The sequence below is a fragment of the Pseudomonas costantinii genome (genome assembly GCF_001870435.1).
Taxonomy (GTDB): Bacteria; Pseudomonadota; Gammaproteobacteria; order Pseudomonadales; family Pseudomonadaceae; genus Aquipseudomonas; species Aquipseudomonas costantinii.
In genome coordinates this window covers 183426-200401 of sequence record NZ_MDDR01000065.1, presented here as the reverse complement: position 1 = coordinate 200401, position 16976 = coordinate 183426, and the positions used below count along the sequence as shown (strand labels likewise).

At 57.5% G+C, this 16976-nt stretch carries 15 protein-coding genes and 1 pseudogene; 6 read left to right on the top strand and 10 right to left on the bottom strand.

What is annotated here, in order from left to right; all coding sequences use genetic code 11:
• Positions 1–69 precede the first annotated feature (69 nt).
• Positions 70–408 (top strand): Grx4 family monothiol glutaredoxin, encoded by a 339-nt coding sequence (gene grxD / locus BFL40_RS31170; RefSeq protein WP_071487545.1) that lies wholly within the window; start codon positions 70–72, stop codon positions 406–408.
• Between the two features lie 68 nt (positions 409–476).
• Here grxD and bfr read toward each other — a convergent pair whose 3' ends face one another.
• On the bottom strand, positions 477–947 hold the full coding sequence (gene bfr, locus BFL40_RS31165; protein ID WP_071487544.1) for a bacterioferritin: 471 nt from the start codon (positions 945–947) through the stop codon (positions 477–479).
• Positions 948–1148: 201 nt separating this feature from the next.
• On the bottom strand, positions 1149–1367 hold the full coding sequence (locus tag BFL40_RS31160; protein ID WP_010564137.1) for a bacterioferritin-associated ferredoxin: 219 nt from the start codon (positions 1365–1367) through the stop codon (positions 1149–1151).
• 245 nt (positions 1368–1612) lie between these two features.
• Between BFL40_RS31160 and BFL40_RS31155 the strand changes: the two genes are divergently transcribed.
• On the top strand, positions 1613–2215 hold the full coding sequence (locus BFL40_RS31155) for a peroxiredoxin (protein WP_071487543.1): 603 nt from the start codon (positions 1613–1615) through the stop codon (positions 2213–2215).
• Positions 2216–2280: 65 nt separating this feature from the next.
• Here BFL40_RS31155 and rnt read toward each other — a convergent pair whose 3' ends face one another.
• The gene (rnt, locus tag BFL40_RS31150; RefSeq protein WP_071487542.1) at positions 2281–2952 is read right to left on the bottom strand and encodes a ribonuclease T; all 672 of its coding nucleotides are present in this window, start codon (positions 2950–2952) and stop codon (positions 2281–2283) included.
• On the bottom strand, positions 2949–3995 hold the full coding sequence (gene pyrC, locus BFL40_RS31145; protein ID WP_071487541.1) for a dihydroorotase: 1047 nt from the start codon (positions 3993–3995) through the stop codon (positions 2949–2951). The genes rnt and pyrC overlap by 4 nt, the downstream gene beginning before the upstream one ends.
• 156 nt (positions 3996–4151) lie before the next feature.
• Here pyrC and BFL40_RS31140 point away from each other — a divergent pair, with 156 nt between their 5' ends.
• The 3 genes from BFL40_RS31140 (at position 4152) to BFL40_RS31130 (ending at position 7653) form a co-directional block, all read left to right on the top strand.
• Positions 4152–5060 carry a flagellar protein MotY gene (locus BFL40_RS31140; protein WP_071487540.1) on the top strand — a complete coding sequence of 303 codons (909 nt, stop codon included), beginning with the start codon at positions 4152–4154 and terminating at the stop codon, positions 5058–5060.
• A gap of 129 nt (positions 5061–5189) precedes the next feature.
• Positions 5190–6407, top strand: a complete 1218-nt coding sequence (locus BFL40_RS31135) for an argininosuccinate synthase (RefSeq protein ID WP_048720141.1) — start codon at positions 5190–5192, stop codon at positions 6405–6407.
• 613 nt (positions 6408–7020) lie between these two features.
• Positions 7021–7653: a response regulator transcription factor gene (locus tag BFL40_RS31130; RefSeq protein ID WP_071487539.1), complete on the top strand. Its 633-nt coding sequence runs from the start codon at positions 7021–7023 to the stop codon at positions 7651–7653.
• An 85-nt stretch (positions 7654–7738) separates the two neighbouring features.
• On the opposite strand, the gene BFL40_RS31125 is transcribed toward BFL40_RS31130, so the two are convergent.
• The 4 genes and pseudogenes from BFL40_RS31125 to metG form a co-directional block, all read right to left on the bottom strand.
• A complete protein-coding gene (locus tag BFL40_RS31125; protein ID WP_071487538.1) occupies positions 7739–7921 on the bottom strand; it encodes a PA3496 family putative envelope integrity protein in 183 nt (60 codons plus the stop codon).
• Positions 7922–8028: 107 nt separating this feature from the next.
• The gene (gene nth / locus BFL40_RS31120; RefSeq protein WP_071487537.1) at positions 8029–8667 is read right to left on the bottom strand and encodes an endonuclease III; all 639 of its coding nucleotides are present in this window, start codon (positions 8665–8667) and stop codon (positions 8029–8031) included.
• A gap of 879 nt (positions 8668–9546) precedes the next feature.
• Positions 9547–9921, bottom strand: a pseudogene (rsxB, locus tag BFL40_RS34685) (electron transport complex subunit RsxB); the annotation flags it as partial.
• Positions 9922–10047: 126 nt separating this feature from the next.
• On the bottom strand, positions 10048–12099 hold the full coding sequence (gene metG, locus BFL40_RS31110; RefSeq protein WP_071487535.1) for a methionine--tRNA ligase: 2052 nt from the start codon (positions 12097–12099) through the stop codon (positions 10048–10050).
• Between the two features lie 171 nt (positions 12100–12270).
• Between metG and apbC the strand changes: the two genes are divergently transcribed.
• The gene (gene apbC / locus BFL40_RS31105; protein ID WP_071487534.1) at positions 12271–13365 is read left to right on the top strand and encodes an iron-sulfur cluster carrier protein ApbC; all 1095 of its coding nucleotides are present in this window, start codon (positions 12271–12273) and stop codon (positions 13363–13365) included.
• 498 nt (positions 13366–13863) lie between these two features.
• Here apbC and fdxA read toward each other — a convergent pair whose 3' ends face one another.
• Together fdxA and mutS are read right to left on the bottom strand one after the other, a co-directional pair.
• Positions 13864–14187: a ferredoxin FdxA gene (gene fdxA, locus BFL40_RS31100; protein ID WP_071487533.1), complete on the bottom strand. Its 324-nt coding sequence runs from the start codon at positions 14185–14187 to the stop codon at positions 13864–13866.
• A gap of 142 nt (positions 14188–14329) precedes the next feature.
• Entirely contained in the window at positions 14330–16921 is a 2592-nt protein-coding gene (mutS, locus tag BFL40_RS31095) for a DNA mismatch repair protein MutS (RefSeq protein ID WP_071487532.1), read from the bottom strand.
• Between the last annotated feature and the right edge of the window lie 55 nt (positions 16922–16976).

The window sequence follows — 16976 nt, the reverse complement described above, 5'->3', positions numbered from 1 at the left end:
CTGGAATTTTGCGTTACAATGCGCCACCGTGCCGACCTGTGAGTCGCAAAGTTCCAGCCGAGGTGTTCCATGGATATCATCGAAACGATCAAAGAGCAGATTGCCAACAACACCATTCTGCTTTACATGAAGGGCGCGCCAAACGCTCCTCAGTGCGGTTTCTCCGCGAAGGCTTCCCAGGCCGTCATGGCGTGCGGCGAGAAATTCGCTTACGTGGATATCCTGCAAAACCCTGAAATTCGCGCCAACCTGCCGAAGTACGCCAACTGGCCAACCTTCCCACAACTGTGGGTAGCGGGTGAGCTGGTCGGCGGCAGCGACATCATCGTTGAGATGGCGGCGGATGGCTCGCTGCAAGCGCTGATCAAAGACGCGGCGGAAAAAGCGGCAGCCAAGACTGAAGCTTGATTCGAACGCAATAAAAAGCCCCGCTTCTCGTGAGAGAGCGGGGCTTTTTTATACCTGCCAGATAAGGCTTATTCGCCCATCTGAGATTGCAGGTAGTTCTCCAGGCTGACTTTGATGATCAGGCCCTGTTGGGTTTCCAGCCAGTCGATATGTTCTTCCTGATCTTCCAGGATATCTTCCAGCAGTTCTCGGCTGCCGAAGTCGCCCTTGGTTTCGCAGTGAGCAATGGCGGCCTTGAGGTCGCTGTGGCTCTTCTGTTCGAACTTCAGGTCGCTGCTGATCATTTCCTGGGTGTGCTCGCCGATGTTCAGCTTGCCCAGGTCCTGCACGTTCGGCAGGCCTTCCAGGAACAGGATGCGCTTGATCAGCGCGTCCGCGTCTTTCATGGCCTTGATGGATTCTTTGTATTCACGCTTGCCCAGCTTTTCCAGGCCCCAATCGTCATACATGCGCGCATGCAGAAAGTACTGATTGATCGCGACCAGTTCATTGGCAAGGATTTTGTTGAGTTGCTGGATGACTGAGATGTCGCCTTTCATGACTGGGGTCCTGCCCTGTAATAGCTGTGTATAAGGCAGAGTTTGAGCGGCGAAATCCCTAGTGTCAAACCTAAGTTATTGAATAATAAATGAAAATTAATCGGAATAAGAATGTTTGTGTTCCGCGTCTTGGCGCTAACTAATTGAATTACGAGCATAAAAAAACCGGACGCTAAGTCCGGTTCTTTAAAATACGTCTAATTAGGCGTGTGTAAATTCTGCTGAATAGGGGAGCGCGGCCTGGGCCGTTTGCAACTGCGTGAGGGTTTCCCGTACCACTTGTTTGGCCAGGCATGCACATTTGCCGCACTGGCTGGCAACGCCGGTGGTTTCACGCACTTCCTTGTAGCTGCAGCAACCTTCATAGATTGCTTCGCGGATTTGTCCGTCGGTGACGCCAGTACAGAGGCACACATACATAAAGGAGAACCGTCGCGGGTTTAAGGCTTAAGTGCGATGGATCTTAATGTTAACGAGAATGATTGTCAAAGTAGAATCGCAGGACTTTGCACCGCCGCTGCCAGCGCGCTGACGAACGGTTTTTTCGGTGTATGATGGTCGGTCTTTACGAAGCGTGACTGCGTCACAGGGCTGTCGCTTATGGGCGGCAGACTTGGAGGCGGTCCTTTTACTTCAATCGTCACCCCTACATCAGGAGATACCCAATGAGCGTACTCGTCGGCAAACAAGCCCCGGATTTCGACGTACCAGCCGTCCTCGGCAATGGCGAAATCGTTGACAGCTTCAAGCTGTCTGAAGCCATCAAAGGCAAATACGGCCTGGTGTTCTTCTACCCGCTGGACTTCACCTTCGTCTGCCCTTCGGAGCTGATCGCTCTGGACCACCGCATGGACGATTTCAAGGCGCGTAACGTTGAAGTGGTCGCCGTTTCCATCGACTCCCATTTCACCCACAACGCCTGGCGTAACACCGCCATCAATGATGGTGGCATCGGCAAAGTCAAATACACCATGGCTGCCGACCTGAAGCACGAAATCGCCAAGGCTTACGACGTTGAGTCCGAAGGCGGCGTGGCGTTCCGTGGCGCGTTCCTGATCGACGACAAGGGCGTTGTTCGCTCCCAGATCGTTAACGACCTGCCGCTGGGCCGTAACATGGAAGAGCTGATCCGTCTGGTCGACGCTCTGCAATTCCACGAAGAGCACGGTGAAGTTTGCCCTGCCAACTGGAAAAAAGGCGACAAAGGCATGAACGCTTCGCCAGAAGGCGTTGCGGCTTACCTGACCGAGAACGCCGGCAAGCTGTAAGCCACGTTTGCGGTACAAAAAAACCGGCCTGAGAAGGCCGGTTTTTTTATGCGCGGGAGACGACCTCAGTCGCCGAAATCTTCCCAGCCGCCCATCTGCTTCCAGCGATTGACGATGCCGCAGAACAGCTCGGCCGTCTTCTCGGTGTCGTAGCGAGCCGAGTGAGCCTCGCGACCGTCGAAGTCGATACCGGCAGCCTGGCAGGCTTTCGCCAGCACGGTCTGGCCATAAGCCAAGCCGGCGAGGGTGGCGGTGTCGAAGCTGGAGAACGGGTGAAACGGGTTGCGCTTCATGTCCAGTCGCGCCACGGCGGCATTCAGGAAGCCCAGGTCGAAGCTGCTGTTGTGGCCGACCAGGATCGCGCGTTTGCAGCCATTGGCCTTCAACGCCTTGCGCACACCACGGAAGATATCGGTCAGTGCCGCTTCTTCACTCACCGCCATGCGCAGTGGGTGATCGAGCTTGATCCCGGTGAACTCCAGGGCCGCGGCTTCAATGTTCGCGCCTTCAAATGGCTCTACACGGAAGAAGTGGGTGTGTTCCGGGAACACAAAGCCCTGCTCATCCATGCCGATGGTGGTGGCGGCGATTTCCAACAATGCGTCGGTGGCGCTGTTGAAACCACCGGTTTCTACGTCGATGACAACCGGCAGATAGCCGCGAAAGCGCTCGGCCATCGGGTGGCGAGAGCCGCCACCACTGTGCTCGTGTTCGTCGTCGTAATGGTCTTCACTCACTTGCTTTCCTCCAGCAGGCGCCAGCGCAGTGTTTCACCGGCGCGCAGCGGGATAACAGTCAGCTCGCCAAACGGCAGGCTGGCAGGGGCGGTCCAGTCTTCACGAACCAGGGTAATGCGGTCGGTATTTGCTGGCAGGCCGTAAAAGCGCGGGCCATTGAGACTGGCGAAGCCTTCGAGTTTGTCCAAGGCGTTACGCTGTTCGAATGCTTCCGCGTAAAGCTCTATCGCGGCATACGCGGTGTAGCAACCAGCACAACCACACGCGGCTTCTTTGGCGTGTTGGGCGTGGGGCGCGGAGTCAGTGCCGAGGAAGAACTTCGGGCTGCCGCTGGTCGCAGCATCCAGCAAGGCCACCTGGTGGGTGTTGCGCTTGAGGATCGGCAGGCAATAGAAGTGCGGCCGAATCCCGCCCACCAGCATGTGGTTGCGGTTGTAGAGCAAATGATGCGCGGTGATGGTCGCACCGACGTTGGCCGAAGCCTCTGTGACGAACTGCACGGCGTCTGCAGTGGTGATGTGTTCGAACACCACTTTGAGGGTCGGGAACAGCTCGACCACACGGCGCATATGCTCGTCGATGAAGATCTTTTCACGGTCGAACACGTCCACGTCGCCACGGGTGACTTCACCGTGGATCAGCAGCGGCATGCCGACTTCAGCCATGGCTTCGATGGCCGGCAGGATCTTGTCGATGCTGGTCACGCCGGAATCGGAGTTGGTGGTCGCGCCCGCCGGGTACAGCTTGGCGGCGTGCACGAAACCTGTGGCCTTGGCCTCACGAATTTCTTCAGGCTGGGTGCGGTCGGTCAGGTAGAGCACCATCAACGGTTCGAAGCGGCTACCGGCCGGTCGCGCAGCGAGAATGCGCTGGCGATAGGCGTCGGCTTCAGCGGCATTGCGCACCGGAGGTACCAGGTTAGGCATGATGATGGCGCGGCCAAACGTGCGCGCGACATCGGCCACAGTTTGAGGTAACGCAGCACCATCGCGAAGATGAATATGCCAGTCGTCGGGACGCAGCAGGGTCAGGCGGTCGGACATTGGGGATTCCAGGCGGGTCAATCTGGTGGGAATGCTACCGGAAAAGACTCTTGCAGGCACTCGCTATCAAGTTTTGCAGGAGGTGACCGATATCCCTGGGTATGCCTTAACGACGTATGACGCTTTGAAGTGTTGTAGAAACCAGTGGAGCCTCCCGTGCGCCAGCATTATCTAGCCCTGCTCAGTGTGTTCGCCAGCCTGCCTGCGATGGCCCTCACGTTCCAGACACGTTTGGAGAATATTGAGTGGAAGGTGGAAGGCGACCAGTTCGAGTGCCGCTTGACCCAGCCGATCACCGATTTCGGCTCGGGTGAGTTCGTGCGCCGGGCCGGTGAGCAGGCGACGTTTCGTCTGAAAGCCTACAACGGCTCTCTGGGCAAGGGCTCAGCCACTTTGTTGGCCGCCGCTGCCCCTTGGCAGCCGGGCCGAGGCGATATCAACCTTGGCGCTGTACGTGCCGGCAGTGGCGACGTGTTGTTCAACAGTTCCCAGGCGCAAGCCGGGCGACTGTTCAATGGCTTGCTGGAAGGGCGTAGCCCGACCGTTCGTCACTACGGGCGCGAAGGTGGCTATTCGGAAATTCGCTTGCTGCCGGTAAAATTCAACAAGGCCTACAACGACTATCAACTGTGCACCGCCAAGCTGTTACCGATGAATTACGATCAGGTCAAACAGGCCGAAGTCGGATTTCCCGGTGGCGGCATTGAGCTGGACGCAGCCGCCAAGAAGAAGCTGGACGTGATTCTCGCGTTCATGAAAGCCGATCCCACTGTCAACCATATCGAGTTGAATGGCCATTCGGACAACAGCGGAAACCGCCTGACCAACCGCGATGTTTCGCGCCGCCGCGCCCTGGCAGTGATGGACTACTTCAAGGCCAATGGCATCCAGGAGTCGCAGGTCACCCTACGTTTCCACGGCGAAAGCTACCCACTGGCTCCCAACACCAATGCTGCCAATCGGGCGCGTAATCGCCGCGTCAACATTCAGCTTGAGCGCGTGGCCGCCCCCGAGAAACCGGCGCCTCAGGCCACCGCACCGAGCAACCCGGCAGCCACGTCATAAGGTGCGACCATCGGTCGCCCTCTCGACATAATCTGTCGCTTTATCTTCATTTGCTGTCGCGCCTCTGTAATTTCACGGTTTTGGTCGGTAGAATCGACGCCTTTCCGTAAAACCCCGTGGAGTGATGGCATGGCCGACGTAAACAAGGTCGTTCTCGCGTATTCCGGCGGCCTGGACACTTCGGTGATCCTCAAGTGGCTGCAGGATACTTATAACTGTGAAGTGGTGACCTTCACCGCTGACCTGGGTCAGGGCGAAGAGGTCGAACCTGCACGTGCCAAGGCGCAAGCCATGGGCGTGAAAGAGATCTACATTGATGACCTGCGCGAAGAGTTCGTCCGCGATTTCGTTTTCCCGATGTTTCGCGCCAACACCGTCTACGAAGGCGAGTACCTGCTGGGTACCTCCATCGCACGTCCGCTGATCGCCAAGCGCCTGATCGAAATCGCCAACGAAACCGGCGCTGATGCCATTTCCCATGGTGCCACCGGCAAAGGCAACGACCAGGTCCGCTTCGAACTGGGTGCCTACGCACTCAAGCCAGGCGTGAAAGTGATTGCCCCTTGGCGTGAATGGGACTTGCTGTCCCGTGAAAAGCTGATGGATTACGCTGAGAAGCACGCAATCCCGATCGAACGTCACGGTAAGAAGAAGTCCCCGTACTCGATGGATGCCAACTTGCTGCACATCTCCTATGAAGGCGGCGTGCTGGAAGACACCTGGACCGAGCACGAAGAAGACATGTGGAAATGGACCGTCTCCCCGGAGAACGCTCCAGACAAGGCCCAGTACCTGGAACTGACCTACCGCAACGGCGACATCGTCGCGCTGGACGGCGTCGAAATGACACCGGCCACCGTGCTGGCGACCCTGAACCGTATCGGTGGCGAACACGGTATCGGCCGTCTCGACATCGTCGAGAACCGTTACGTAGGCATGAAGTCCCGAGGCTGCTACGAGACCCCGGGCGGCACCATCATGCTACGCGCTCACCGCGCCATCGAGTCCATTACCCTGGACCGCGAAGTGGCTCACCTCAAAGACGAGTTGATGCCTAAGTACGCCAGCCTGATCTACACCGGCTACTGGTGGAGCCCAGAGCGTCTGATGCTGCAGCAGATGATCGACGCCTCCCAGGCCCACGTGAACGGCGTCGTACGCCTGAAGCTGTACAAGGGCAATGTGATTGTCACCGGTCGCAAGTCCGATGAGTCGCTGTTCGACGCCAATATCGCCACCTTTGAAGAAGACGGCGGTGCTTACAACCAGGCGGACGCAGCGGGCTTCATCAAGTTGAACGCACTGCGTATGCGCATTGCTGCCAACAAGGGCCGCAAACTGTTCTGAGTGATTCCCTTGTTGTGAAAAGTGGCCCCTTATTAAAGGGGCCATTTTTTTTGCTTGAATAAAAGGTGTAAGTCTTGAACAGCTCGCGATGTTTAATTCAGCCTGATAAATGTTTATTTTCTGTTGATTTTAAAGTTTTTGAATGGAGTTTGCGCGAATGAACGATTTTCTAACACCTTACTAGGAACTATGTCTTACAGAAGTTTCACTACCTTATTACAGCGAGCCTGTAAGGCGCTGAAAATTCTGTAGGAATTAAGGATGTTTGAAAATATGTTGAATGGAACTAAAACAGTCGGAATTTTTTCACCCTCGCACCTGTCTGGTGGCAACAAGCAATGGGCATTTCCTGAAAGTCATGTGCGGCACGTTTACCGCGAGCCTCTTATGCGGCGGATATTTCTCTCAAAATATGTAAGCCCCCGGAAAGTTCTGAAGGGCTCAATAAAACCGTATGCGTCTGAGTTGGTGTTTTTTTGTAGGTTAATTCCCATATCGTTGTGGGTTGGGTCTCTGCTTGCTGTTGCTTGGGGGGGAGTGCTATGCCAACTATGAAACGACTAGGCTATTGTGCTTGCTCTAAATAATTCGAACAGCGAAATTGGACTTTCTCATGAATAAAGTGCTGATCGTGGATGATCATCCCGTCATTCGTCTTGCTGTGCGCATGCTAATGGAGCGTCATGGTTATGAAGTCGTTGCCGAGACTGATAACGGTGTTGATGCGTTGCAACTTGCACGGGAGCATGTGCCGGACATTGTCATACTGGATATTGGAATCCCCAAACTCGATGGTTTGGAGGTTATTTGCCGGTTGGCCTCCACCAAGCAGCCAGCACCCTTCAAGGTGCTGGTGCTGACGTCCCAGGCTCCTGGTCATTTTTCCATGCGTTGCATGCAGGCGGGAGCGGCGGGTTATGTGTGCAAGCAACAGGACCTGACCGAGTTATTGAGTGCCATCAAGGCGGTGCTCTCCGGCTACAGCTATTTCCCGAACCAAGCGCTCAATTCAGTACGCTCCACCATGGGCAATTCCAGTGAGGCCGATATGGTCGAGCGCCTGTCGGGTCGAGAGATGATGGTGTTGCAACAACTGGCCCGTGGCAAAACCAACAAGGAGATCGCCGACGGTATGTTCCTCAGCAACAAAACCGTCAGCACCTACAAGACTCGCCTGCTGCTCAAGCTCAATGCGCGATCCCTTGTGGATCTGATCGAACTGGCCCAACGCAATGGCCTTGTATAAAGGAGAGGCTCTTACCACGTTGAAGGCAGAGTAATCGACAGAAAAAAGCCTCCGTCAGGGAGGCTTCCGGTCGTCAACGGGTCGATCAGAGATCGAAGTCGTAATCGGCCAGTTGTTTTTGCAAGCGTCGTTCTTCCAGAAGATTGTCGATAGTACGGCGTTTGCTCAAATTGGTCTTGGCCACCTCTGCAACGGGTGCTTCCCCATCGTCATCCGCCTCTGCAACGAGGTCGTCTTCTACATCCAGTTGTTCTTTGCCAGTGCTCATAAGGTTAACTCCAGGCTAAGACTGCCGTTGGCGCTCCTTATAACGATAATCCATGAATCGGTAAAAAAGATTTTTTCAATCGATTGATCGAGAAAACCAATGAGCTCTCAATCGTCGGACGTTTTGTCCTTGTATTCGCACAGGTCTTCGATGCGGCAGCTCCCGCAGCGAGGCTTACGGGCTTGGCAAACGTAGCGGCCATGAAGGATCAACCAATGGTGGGAGTCGAGCAAATACGGCTTGGGCACGAACTTCATCAACTGCTTTTCCACCTCAACCACATTTTTGCCGCGAGCGATGCCGGTTCGGTTGCTGACGCGAAAAATATGCGTGTCCACCGCCATGGTCAGTTGTCGGAACGCTGTATTGAGTACGACGTTAGCGGTTTTTCGGCCCACGCCAGGCAGGGCTTCCAGGGCTTCGCGAGTTTGCGGCACTTCACTGCCATGTAGCTCAACGAGCATGCGACAGGTCTCGATGACATTCTTTGCCTTGCTGTTGTACAGGCCGATGGTCTTGATGTATTCGGACAGCCCGTCTACGCCCAAGGCATAAATCGCCTCGGGCGTATTGGCCACCGGATACAGTTTGGCCGTGGCCTTGTTGACGCCAACGTCTGTGGATTGGGCCGACAGGATTACCGCAATCAGTAACTCGAACGGCGAGGAGTAGGCCAGTTCGGTCTTGGGTTCCGGATTGTCTTCGTGAAACCTGCGGAAAATTTCCAGGCGTTTTGCGGCGTTCATCGGGCAGGCGTTTCCTTGCAGACGGTCAACGTGGAATTCAAAAGTGATGCAGGCTGTGCAGGATAAACCATCGTTGCCACACCCGGCAGCGCCTGTCGCGGATCAAGCGCCGATGTGGGCGTCCACCTGGCGCTGCGCTTCTTCCAGCTTGTCTTGCGCGGCTTTCAGGTCTTGCGCGCTGACTTCGGGTTGGCGTTGCAATTTGCTTACATCAGCCCGTGCATAAGCCAGGGTGGTTTTCAGTTGGCGCAGTTGGGCGTCGATGGGACGTTTTTCAACACGCTGCAAGTCTGGCTTGGGCTGTTCACTGCTGGCTTCGGCATCGTGCAAGACTTGCTCTGCGCTGGACAGTGCAGCGCTCAAGGTCGCCAGTTGTTGCTCGTCAGCGTTCAGGTCCTGAGCTTTTTTCAGATCGGCTCGCCGCATGGCCAGTTGGATTTTGGCGCGCTTGAGCTCCGGGTCTTTTTGTGTCGGCGAGGGTGCAGGGCTGACCACTTCCAGGCTAGCCAGTGCCTGCTCTGCCGATTCGAACTGCTGTTGCAGGACGATCAACTGCGACTGCTGTTCAAAGGTCGGTGGGTGACCAAATGCCTTCAAGGATTTGTGCAGTTGGGCGCGACTCATTGCAACCGTGATTTTGGCTTTCTTGACTGCAGCATCCTGAGCAGCTTGGGCGGCATCGGCCTGCATGGGGACAGCCGGCGTAGAACGTTTGGCTCGTGCCAGTCGTTCGGCGAGCCTTTGAGCTTCTCCCCGTTGTAGTCGCGCATTACGTTGCTCATAGCGCCGCCGTGCCCGGTCGCGTTTGAGGCCACGTTCCTGGCGCTGGTGATCGTTGACCGCTAGGTTGCCCACAATCGGCAGCACAGAGGCCGCTGGGCGCATTTCAATGCAGTCGACAGGGCAGGGTGCAACACACAAGTCGCAGCCGGTGCATTCATCCATAATGACGGTGTGCATTAACTTGGCGGCGCCGACAATCGCATCCACCGGGCAGGCCTGAATGCACTTGGTGCAGCCAATGCACTCGGCCTCACGGATATAGGCGACTTGGGCCGGGGCCTCTCCACGGCTGGCGTCCAGTTCCAGTACCGGTACGCGCAACAATTTCGCCAGCCCAACGATGGTTTCCTGCCCGCCGGGCGGGCACTTGTTGATCGCCTCGCCAAGCGCGATGCCCTCGGCGTAAGGCTTGCAGCCCGGGTGCCCGCATTTGCCGCATTGGGTCTGCGGCAGCAGCGCGTCGATACGTTGAATCAGATTCATGGGGTGATCATTGGCATGCCGGTTAAACAAACAGGGCCTGATTATCCGGCAAGCGAGAAGGGGGGACTAGCTGAAAAGCCCTGCCGCCGAAACGACAGGGCTGTTTGGTAGGGCTTACTTGATGCGTTGACCCGGCTTGGCGCCGCTGTCCGGGCTCAGCAGGTAGATCTCTTCACCGCCGGGGCCCGCTGCCATCACCATACCTTCGGAAATGCCGAACTTCATTTTCCGTGGCTTGAGGTTGGCGATCATCATGGTCAGGCGACCATCGAGTTTGGATGGGTCCGGATACGCGCTCTTGATCCCGGAGAACACGTTGCGTTGCTCGTCACCGATATCCAGGGTCAGGCGCAGCAGCTTGTCGGCACCTTCCACAGCTTCGGCTTTGACGATCAGCGCAACGCGCAGGTCCACGGCCGCAAAGGCATCGAACTCGATTTCCGGGGAAAGCGGGTCTTTGGCCAGTTCGCCGTTGCCGGCAGGCGCGGACTCGCCGGTGTCGGTCTGGCTGGCGACCAGGTCTTCTTTCGAAGCATCGGTCATCGCCTGGACTTTGACCGGGTCGATACGGGTCATCAGCGGTTTGAACTCGTTCAGTTGGTGGTTGCTGAGCAGGGTGGTGTGGTCGTTCCAGGTCAGCGGCGCGACGTTGAGGAACGCCTCGGCATCGGCGGCCAGCAATGGCAGCACCGGCTTGAGGAAGATCACCAGTTGGCGGAACAGGTTGACGCCGGTGGCGCAAATCGCCTGGACTTCAGCTTGTTTGCCTTCCTGCTTGTTCAGCGACCACGGGGCCTTGTCGGCGATCCAGGCGTTGGCGCGGTCGGCCAGGCCCATGATTTCGCGCATGGCGCGGGCAAAGTCGCGGGCTTCATAGGCGTCGGCAATGCTTGGTGCTGCGGCCAGGAAGGCGTCGGTCAGTTCCGGCGCGGCGTTTTCGGCCACCAATAGACCGGCGTTGCCCTTGTGGATAAAACCTGCGCAACGGCTGGCGATGTTGACCACTTTGCCGACCAGGTCCGAGTTGACCTTCTGTACGAAGTCTTCCAGGTTCAGGTCCAGGTCGTCGACGCCACGGCCCAGCTTGGAGGCGTAGTAGTAGCGCAGGTATTCCGGCGACAGATGGTCCAGATAGGTGCGCGCCTTGATAAAGGTGCCACGGGATTTGGACATTTTCTGGCCGTTAACCGTCAGGTAGCCGTGCACGGCAATGCCGGTAGGCTTGCGGTAACCCGAACCCTCGAGCATCGCCGGCCAGAACAGGGCGTGGAAGTTAACGATGTCCTTGCCGATGAAGTGGTACAGCTCGGCGGTGGAATCCTTGTTCCAGAACGCATCGAAGTCCAGCCCCGGCGTACGGTCACAGAGATTCTTGAAGCTGGCCATGTAGCCGATCGGCGCATCCAGCCACACGTAGAAATACTTGCCCGGCTCATCGGGAATTTCAAAACCGAAGTATGGCGCATCGCGGGAGATGTCCCACTGTTGCAGGCCGGCGTCCAGCCATTCGGCGATTTTATTGGCGACGGCGTCTTGCAGGGTGCCGCTGCGAGTCCAGGTTTGCAGCATTTGCTGGAAATCCGGGAGTTTGAAGAAGAAGTGTTGGGAATCCTTGAGCACCGGGGTGGCGCCAGAGATTGCCGACTTCGGATCCTTCAGGTCGGTCGGTGCGTAGGTGGCACCGCACTTCTCGCAGTTGTCGCCGTACTGATCCTCAGTGCCGCATTTCGGGCAGGTGCCCTTGATGAAGCGGTCGGCCAGGAACATTTTCTTTTCCGGGTCGAAATACTGGGTGATCGAGCGTGTGTCGATGTGCCCGGCGTCGCGCAGACGCTTGTAGATCTGGCTCGATAGCTCGCGGTTTTCTTCGGAGTGGGTCGAGTGGAAATTGTCGAAATCCACCAGGAACTCGGCAAAGTCGGCGCTGTGTTCAGCCTGCACATTGGCGATCAGTTGTTCCGGGGTGATCCCTTCCTTTTCGGCGCGCAACATGATGGCCGAACCGTGGGCGTCGTCCGCGCAGACATAAATGCATTGATTGCCACGATGCTTCTGGAAGCGCACCCACATATCGGTCTGGATGTACTCAAGCATATGGCCAAGATGGATCGAACCATTGGCATAGGGCAGGGCGCTGGTGACGAGGATCTTGCGTGGCTCGGACATGGGGCTCGGCTACTTGATGAAACGGAGGTCGGCCACTATAAAGCGCCGGGAAATATATTTCACCCCGTGGCGCTGTTTCTGAAGCTTTCCGGCCTGCGAAAGCATGCCGCTGGATGCCTGGAACGGTTAGGATAGCCGCCTGTTTCAGTCAGTCTTTTTCGGGAGTAGCCCATGAGCGCCGTCAATCGCGCAGCGGTGGAAGCCGTGCTTCGCCAGTACACCGACCCTTATTTGAACCAGGACCCGGTCAGTGCCGGCTGTGTGCGCGCCATCGAGGTCCAGGGCGACCAAGTGTCGGTCCAGTTGGAGCTGGGCTATGCAGCCGGTCTGTTCAAGAACGGTTGGGCGCAGATGCTGCAAATGGCCATCGAGGGCTTGGACGGTGTGCGTTCGGCCAAGGTCGACATCCAATGCGTGATCGCGCCGCACAAGGCCCAAGCTCAGATTCCTGGCCTGGCCAACGTCAAGAACGTAGTCGCCGTGGCCTCCGGCAAGGGCGGCGTGGGTAAATCCACCACCGCCGCCAACCTGGCCCTGGCCCTGGCCCGTGAAGGCGCGCGCGTTGGGATTCTCGACGCCGACATCTACGGCCCAAGCCAAGGCGTGATGTTCGGTATCGCCGAAGGCACGCGGCCGAAGGTCAAGGACCAGAAGTGGTTCGTGCCGATTGAGTCCCATGGTGTGGAAGTCATGTCCATGGCCTTCCTCACCGATGACAACACGCCGATGGTCTGGCGCGGGCCGATGGTGTCCGGTGCTTTGCTGCAATTGGTCACCCAGACCGCCTGGGGCGACCTGGACTACCTGGTGATCGACATGCCGCCGGGCACGGGTGATATCCAGTTGACCCTGGCGCAGAAAGTCCCGGTGGCCGGCTCGGTGATCGTGACCACGCCTCAGGATTTGGCGTTGCTGGATGCGAAGAAAGGCGTGGAGATGTTCCGCAAGGTCAACATCCCGGTGCTGGGCGTTGTGGAAAACATGGCGGTGCACATCTGCTCCAACTGCGGTCATGCTGAACACCTGTTTGGTGAAGGCGGCGGCGAGAAACTGGCCACCCAGTACGGCGTCGAATTGCTGGCCTCGTTGCCGCTGTCGATGGTGATTCGTGAGCAGGCCGACGGTGGCAAGCCCACGGTGGTGGCCGAGCCTGACAGCCAGATCGCCATGATTTATCAGGAGCTGGCCCGCCATGTGGGCGCGCGGATTGTTCTGCAAGAAGCGGCTGCGCCGGCTATGCCGACGATTACGATCAGCGACGACTGATCCTGCTGAAAGGAAAGAGGCCTCGGCGTTGTCGGGGCTTTTTCTTGCCTGGATATCGGCCAACGGAGTCCAGTTTCGCTTTTACGCAATTGTGCGTGTAAGCATTCACTTACTTTTTCGTAAGTGTTTGGTTTTTTTACCGGGCGTGGACGTCTCGAATCATCGAGAGGGTTTTCTATGTTGCTGAAATATAAGAATTATTTATCGATGTTGTAGTGCTGAAGTCTGTCAGCCCAAGAGGCGGGGGCCGTTGAACTTCCCTTGGAACTCTCTAACATCAGCCCTGTGTCCACGGATTGACACAGCCATCAAGGAACGATGGTTTGAAGGAACGTCGCAGGATGCGATTCATCAGGATGATGAAAAGGAATACAGGGACTAGGGAAAAAATGTGGGCGGGTCATACCGCCCCTTTTTTTTGCCTGTAGAAAAGTGAATTATCGCGCCTACAGAATGCAAAAAGGCCCGCAAGGGGCCTTTTCAGCAACAGCAGAGCCGTTACCTTTCCAGGTCGGCAATCTTGCCCTTTTTACCATCCCACTCTTTAGCGTCTGGCATCGGGTCTTTACGTTCGGTGATGTTCGGCCAGATTTCCGCCAAATCAACGTTCAACTGAATAAATTCCTGCATCTCTGCCGGGACTTCGTCCTCGGAGAAAATAGCGACGGCCGGGCATTCTGGTTCACACAGGGCGCAGTCGATGCACTCATCCGGGTGGATGACCAGGAAGTTCGGGCCTTCGTAGAAGCAGTCCACCGGACATACTTCCACGCAGTCGGTGTACTTGCACTTGATGCAGTTGTCGGTGACGACGAAGGTCATTTCTAATTTTCTCCTCAGGCGGCGGCAGCGAAACCCTTTGTGGCAGGGTTCGCGAGGTTCGGGAGCGATAGTCTGCAGGCCAGGCTAAAAGCCTGCAGCATCCCAAACCGCGCGAGAGTCTACCAGCTTGCAAGCGTCAGCGTTATATCCGAACCTTCAGTGCATATAACATTTCGAGCGCTTTACGCGGGGTCATGTCGTCCAGATCAAGCTTGGCCAACTCTTCCAGCACCGGATGGGGCAGGCTGGCGAACATATCGCTCTGGTGTGGCGCGCTGGGTTTGTTGCTGGATTTGGTCGGGCTGGCCACGGGAATTTCGTGGGGCAGGGCAGTTTCTTCCAGACGGCTCAGGTGTTCACGGGCACGGGTAATCACCTCTGTTGGCACGCCGGCCAATTGCGCCACGGCCAGGCCATAACTCTGGCTCGCAGGCCCAGGCAGCACGTGGTGCAGGAACACGATGCGCTCGTTGTGCTCGGTGGCATTGAGATGCACGTTGGCCACCAGTGGCTCGTTTTCCGGCAACACGGTCAGTTCGAAATAGTGGGTGGCAAACAGCGTATAGGCACGCAGATGGGCCAGGCGTTCAGCCGCCGCCCACGCCAGGGACAGGCCGTCGAAGGTGCTGGTGCCGCGACCCACTTCGTCCATCAGCACCAGGCTGCGGTCGGTGGCGTTGTGCAGGATGTTGGCGGTTTCGCTCATTTCCACCATAAAGGTCGAACGGCCACCGGCCAGGTCATCGCTGGAACCGATCCGCGTGAAAATGCGGTCCACCAGCGACAGTTCGCAACTGGCTGCCGGCACAAAGCTACCGATATGCGCCAGCAACACGATCAGCGCGGTTTGACGCATGTAGGTGGATTTACCGCCCATGTTCGGGCCGGTGATCACCAGCATGCGGGTGTCATCATCCAGCGACAGGTCGTTGGCGACGAACGGTGTGGTCAACACCTGCTCCACTACCGGATGACGCCCCTGCACGATGCGCATGCACGGCTCGCTGACAAACCGCGGGCAGTTCAGGTCGAGGTTCAGCGCGCGTTCGGCCAGGTTGCTCAACACATCCAGTTCCGCCAGGGCGGCGGCGGTGTCTTGCAGGGGGGCCAGGCGGCTGATCAAGTCTTCGAGCAGGGCTTCGTAGAGCATCTTCTCCCGAGCCAGGGCGCGGCTCTTGGCCGACAGCGCCTTGTCCTCAAACTCTTTGAGCTCTGGAGTGATAAAGCGCTCGGCACCCTTAAGGGTCTGGCGACGCTGATAGTCGATAGGTGCCGACTCGGCCTGCTTGCTCGGCAACTCAATAAAGTAACCGTGCACGCGGTTGTAGCCGACCTTCAAGTTGGCCAGGCCGGTGCGGGCTTTCTCGCGGGCTTCCAGATCGATCAGAAACTGCCCGGCGTTTTCGCTCAGGGATTGCAGCTCATCGAGCTCAGTGTCGTAACCGGTTTTCAGCACGCCGCCGTCACGAATGATCGCCGGCGGGTTGTCGATGATGGCTTTTTCCAGCAGCGCCGCGAGGTCCGGGTAGGTGCCGGTGGTCACGGCCAGCTGTTGCAGGTGCGGCGTGTCCAGATCGGTCATCGCCACTTGCAGTTGCGGCAGGGCACCCAAGGCATCGCGCAGACGCGCCAAGTCACGAGGACGAGCGTTACGCAGGCCGATCCGCGCCAGAATCCGCTCGATATCGCCGATTTCCTTCAGTTGCGGCTGCAGCTTTTCAAAGCGATAGCCATCCAGCAGGCAGGTAATTGAAGACTGACGCGCTTGCAGCACCGTCAAATCCCGCAGCGGACGGTTCAGCCAGCGGGTCAGCAAGCGGCTGCCCATGGCGGTCTGGCAACGGTCGACCACCGATTGCAGGGTGTTATCACGCCCACCGGCCAGGTTGGTGTCCAACTCCAGGTTGCGACGGCTCGCGCCATCCAGCACCACGGTGTCGTCCAGACGCTCATGACGCAGGCTGCGCAAATGCGGCAGGGCAGTACGCTGGGTTTCCTTGGCATAACCGAGCAGGCAACCGGCTGCGCCGATGGCCAGGGTCAGGGTCTCGCAACCAAAGCCCTTAAGGTCTTGCACCGAGAATTGCTGGCACAGACTTTTCAGCGCCGAGTCACGCTCAAAATCCCACGGCGCACGACGCTTGGTCCCACGACGCTTTTCCGCCGGCAAGTCCTTGGGCCAATCATCCGGGATCAGCAACTCCACCGGATTGATGCGCTCCAACTCCGCCAGCAGGTTCTCCCAGCCCTTGATCTCCAGCACGCTGAAGTTGCCGCTGGTGATATCCAACACCGAAAGGCCGAACAAGCGCTCATCACCCAACACCGCCGCAATCAGGTTATCGCGACGCTCATCCAGCAGCGCCTCATCACTCACCGTGCCCGGCGTAATAATGCGTACTACCTGACGCTCCACCGGCCCCTTGCTCGTCGCCGGGTCGCCGATCTGCTCACAAATCACTACCGACTCGCCCAGCTTCACCAGCTTGACCAGGTAGCCCTCTAACGAATGGTAAGGAATCCCACACATCGGAATCGACTGCCCCGCCGACTGCCCGCGCGCGGTCAGGGTGATGTCCAGCAACTTGGCCGCCTTCTTCGCGTCTTCGTAGAAGATCTCGTAGAAGTCGCCCATGCGATAGAACATCAACTGATCAGGGTGCTGGTTTTTGAGGCGCCAGTACTGCTGCATCATCGGGGTGTGGGAGGACAGGTCGGACGTGTTTTTGCTCATCAGATAATTAGCAGATTCGTTAAAAGGAGTGAGGCAAAGAGGGCACTTGGCCCAG

Coding starts and splice junctions, on each gene's coding strand:
- BFL40_RS31130 (WP_071487539.1), top strand. CDS start 7,021: ATGAATAAAGTGCTGATCGTGGATGATCATCCCGTCATTCGTCTTGCT.
- pyrC (WP_071487541.1), bottom strand. CDS start 3,995: ATGTCCGACCGCCTGACCCTGCTGCGTCCCGACGACTGGCATATTCAT.
- metG (WP_071487535.1), bottom strand. CDS start 12,099: ATGTCCGAGCCACGCAAGATCCTCGTCACCAGCGCCCTGCCCTATGCC.
- fdxA (WP_071487533.1), bottom strand. CDS start 14,187: ATGACCTTCGTCGTCACCGACAACTGCATCAAGTGCAAGTACACCGAC.
- mutS (WP_071487532.1), bottom strand. CDS start 16,921: ATGAGCAAAAACACGTCCGACCTGTCCTCCCACACCCCGATGATGCAG.
- BFL40_RS31155 (WP_071487543.1), top strand. CDS start 1,613: ATGAGCGTACTCGTCGGCAAACAAGCCCCGGATTTCGACGTACCAGCC.
- BFL40_RS31160 (WP_010564137.1), bottom strand. CDS start 1,367: ATGTATGTGTGCCTCTGTACTGGCGTCACCGACGGACAAATCCGCGAA.
- apbC (WP_071487534.1), top strand. CDS start 12,271: ATGAGCGCCGTCAATCGCGCAGCGGTGGAAGCCGTGCTTCGCCAGTAC.
- nth (WP_071487537.1), bottom strand. CDS start 8,667: ATGAACGCCGCAAAACGCCTGGAAATTTTCCGCAGGTTTCACGAAGAC.
- grxD (WP_071487545.1), top strand. CDS start 70: ATGGATATCATCGAAACGATCAAAGAGCAGATTGCCAACAACACCATT.
- bfr (WP_071487544.1), bottom strand. CDS start 947: ATGAAAGGCGACATCTCAGTCATCCAGCAACTCAACAAAATCCTTGCC.
- BFL40_RS31125 (WP_071487538.1), bottom strand. CDS start 7,921: ATGAGCACTGGCAAAGAACAACTGGATGTAGAAGACGACCTCGTTGCA.
- BFL40_RS31135 (WP_048720141.1), top strand. CDS start 5,190: ATGGCCGACGTAAACAAGGTCGTTCTCGCGTATTCCGGCGGCCTGGAC.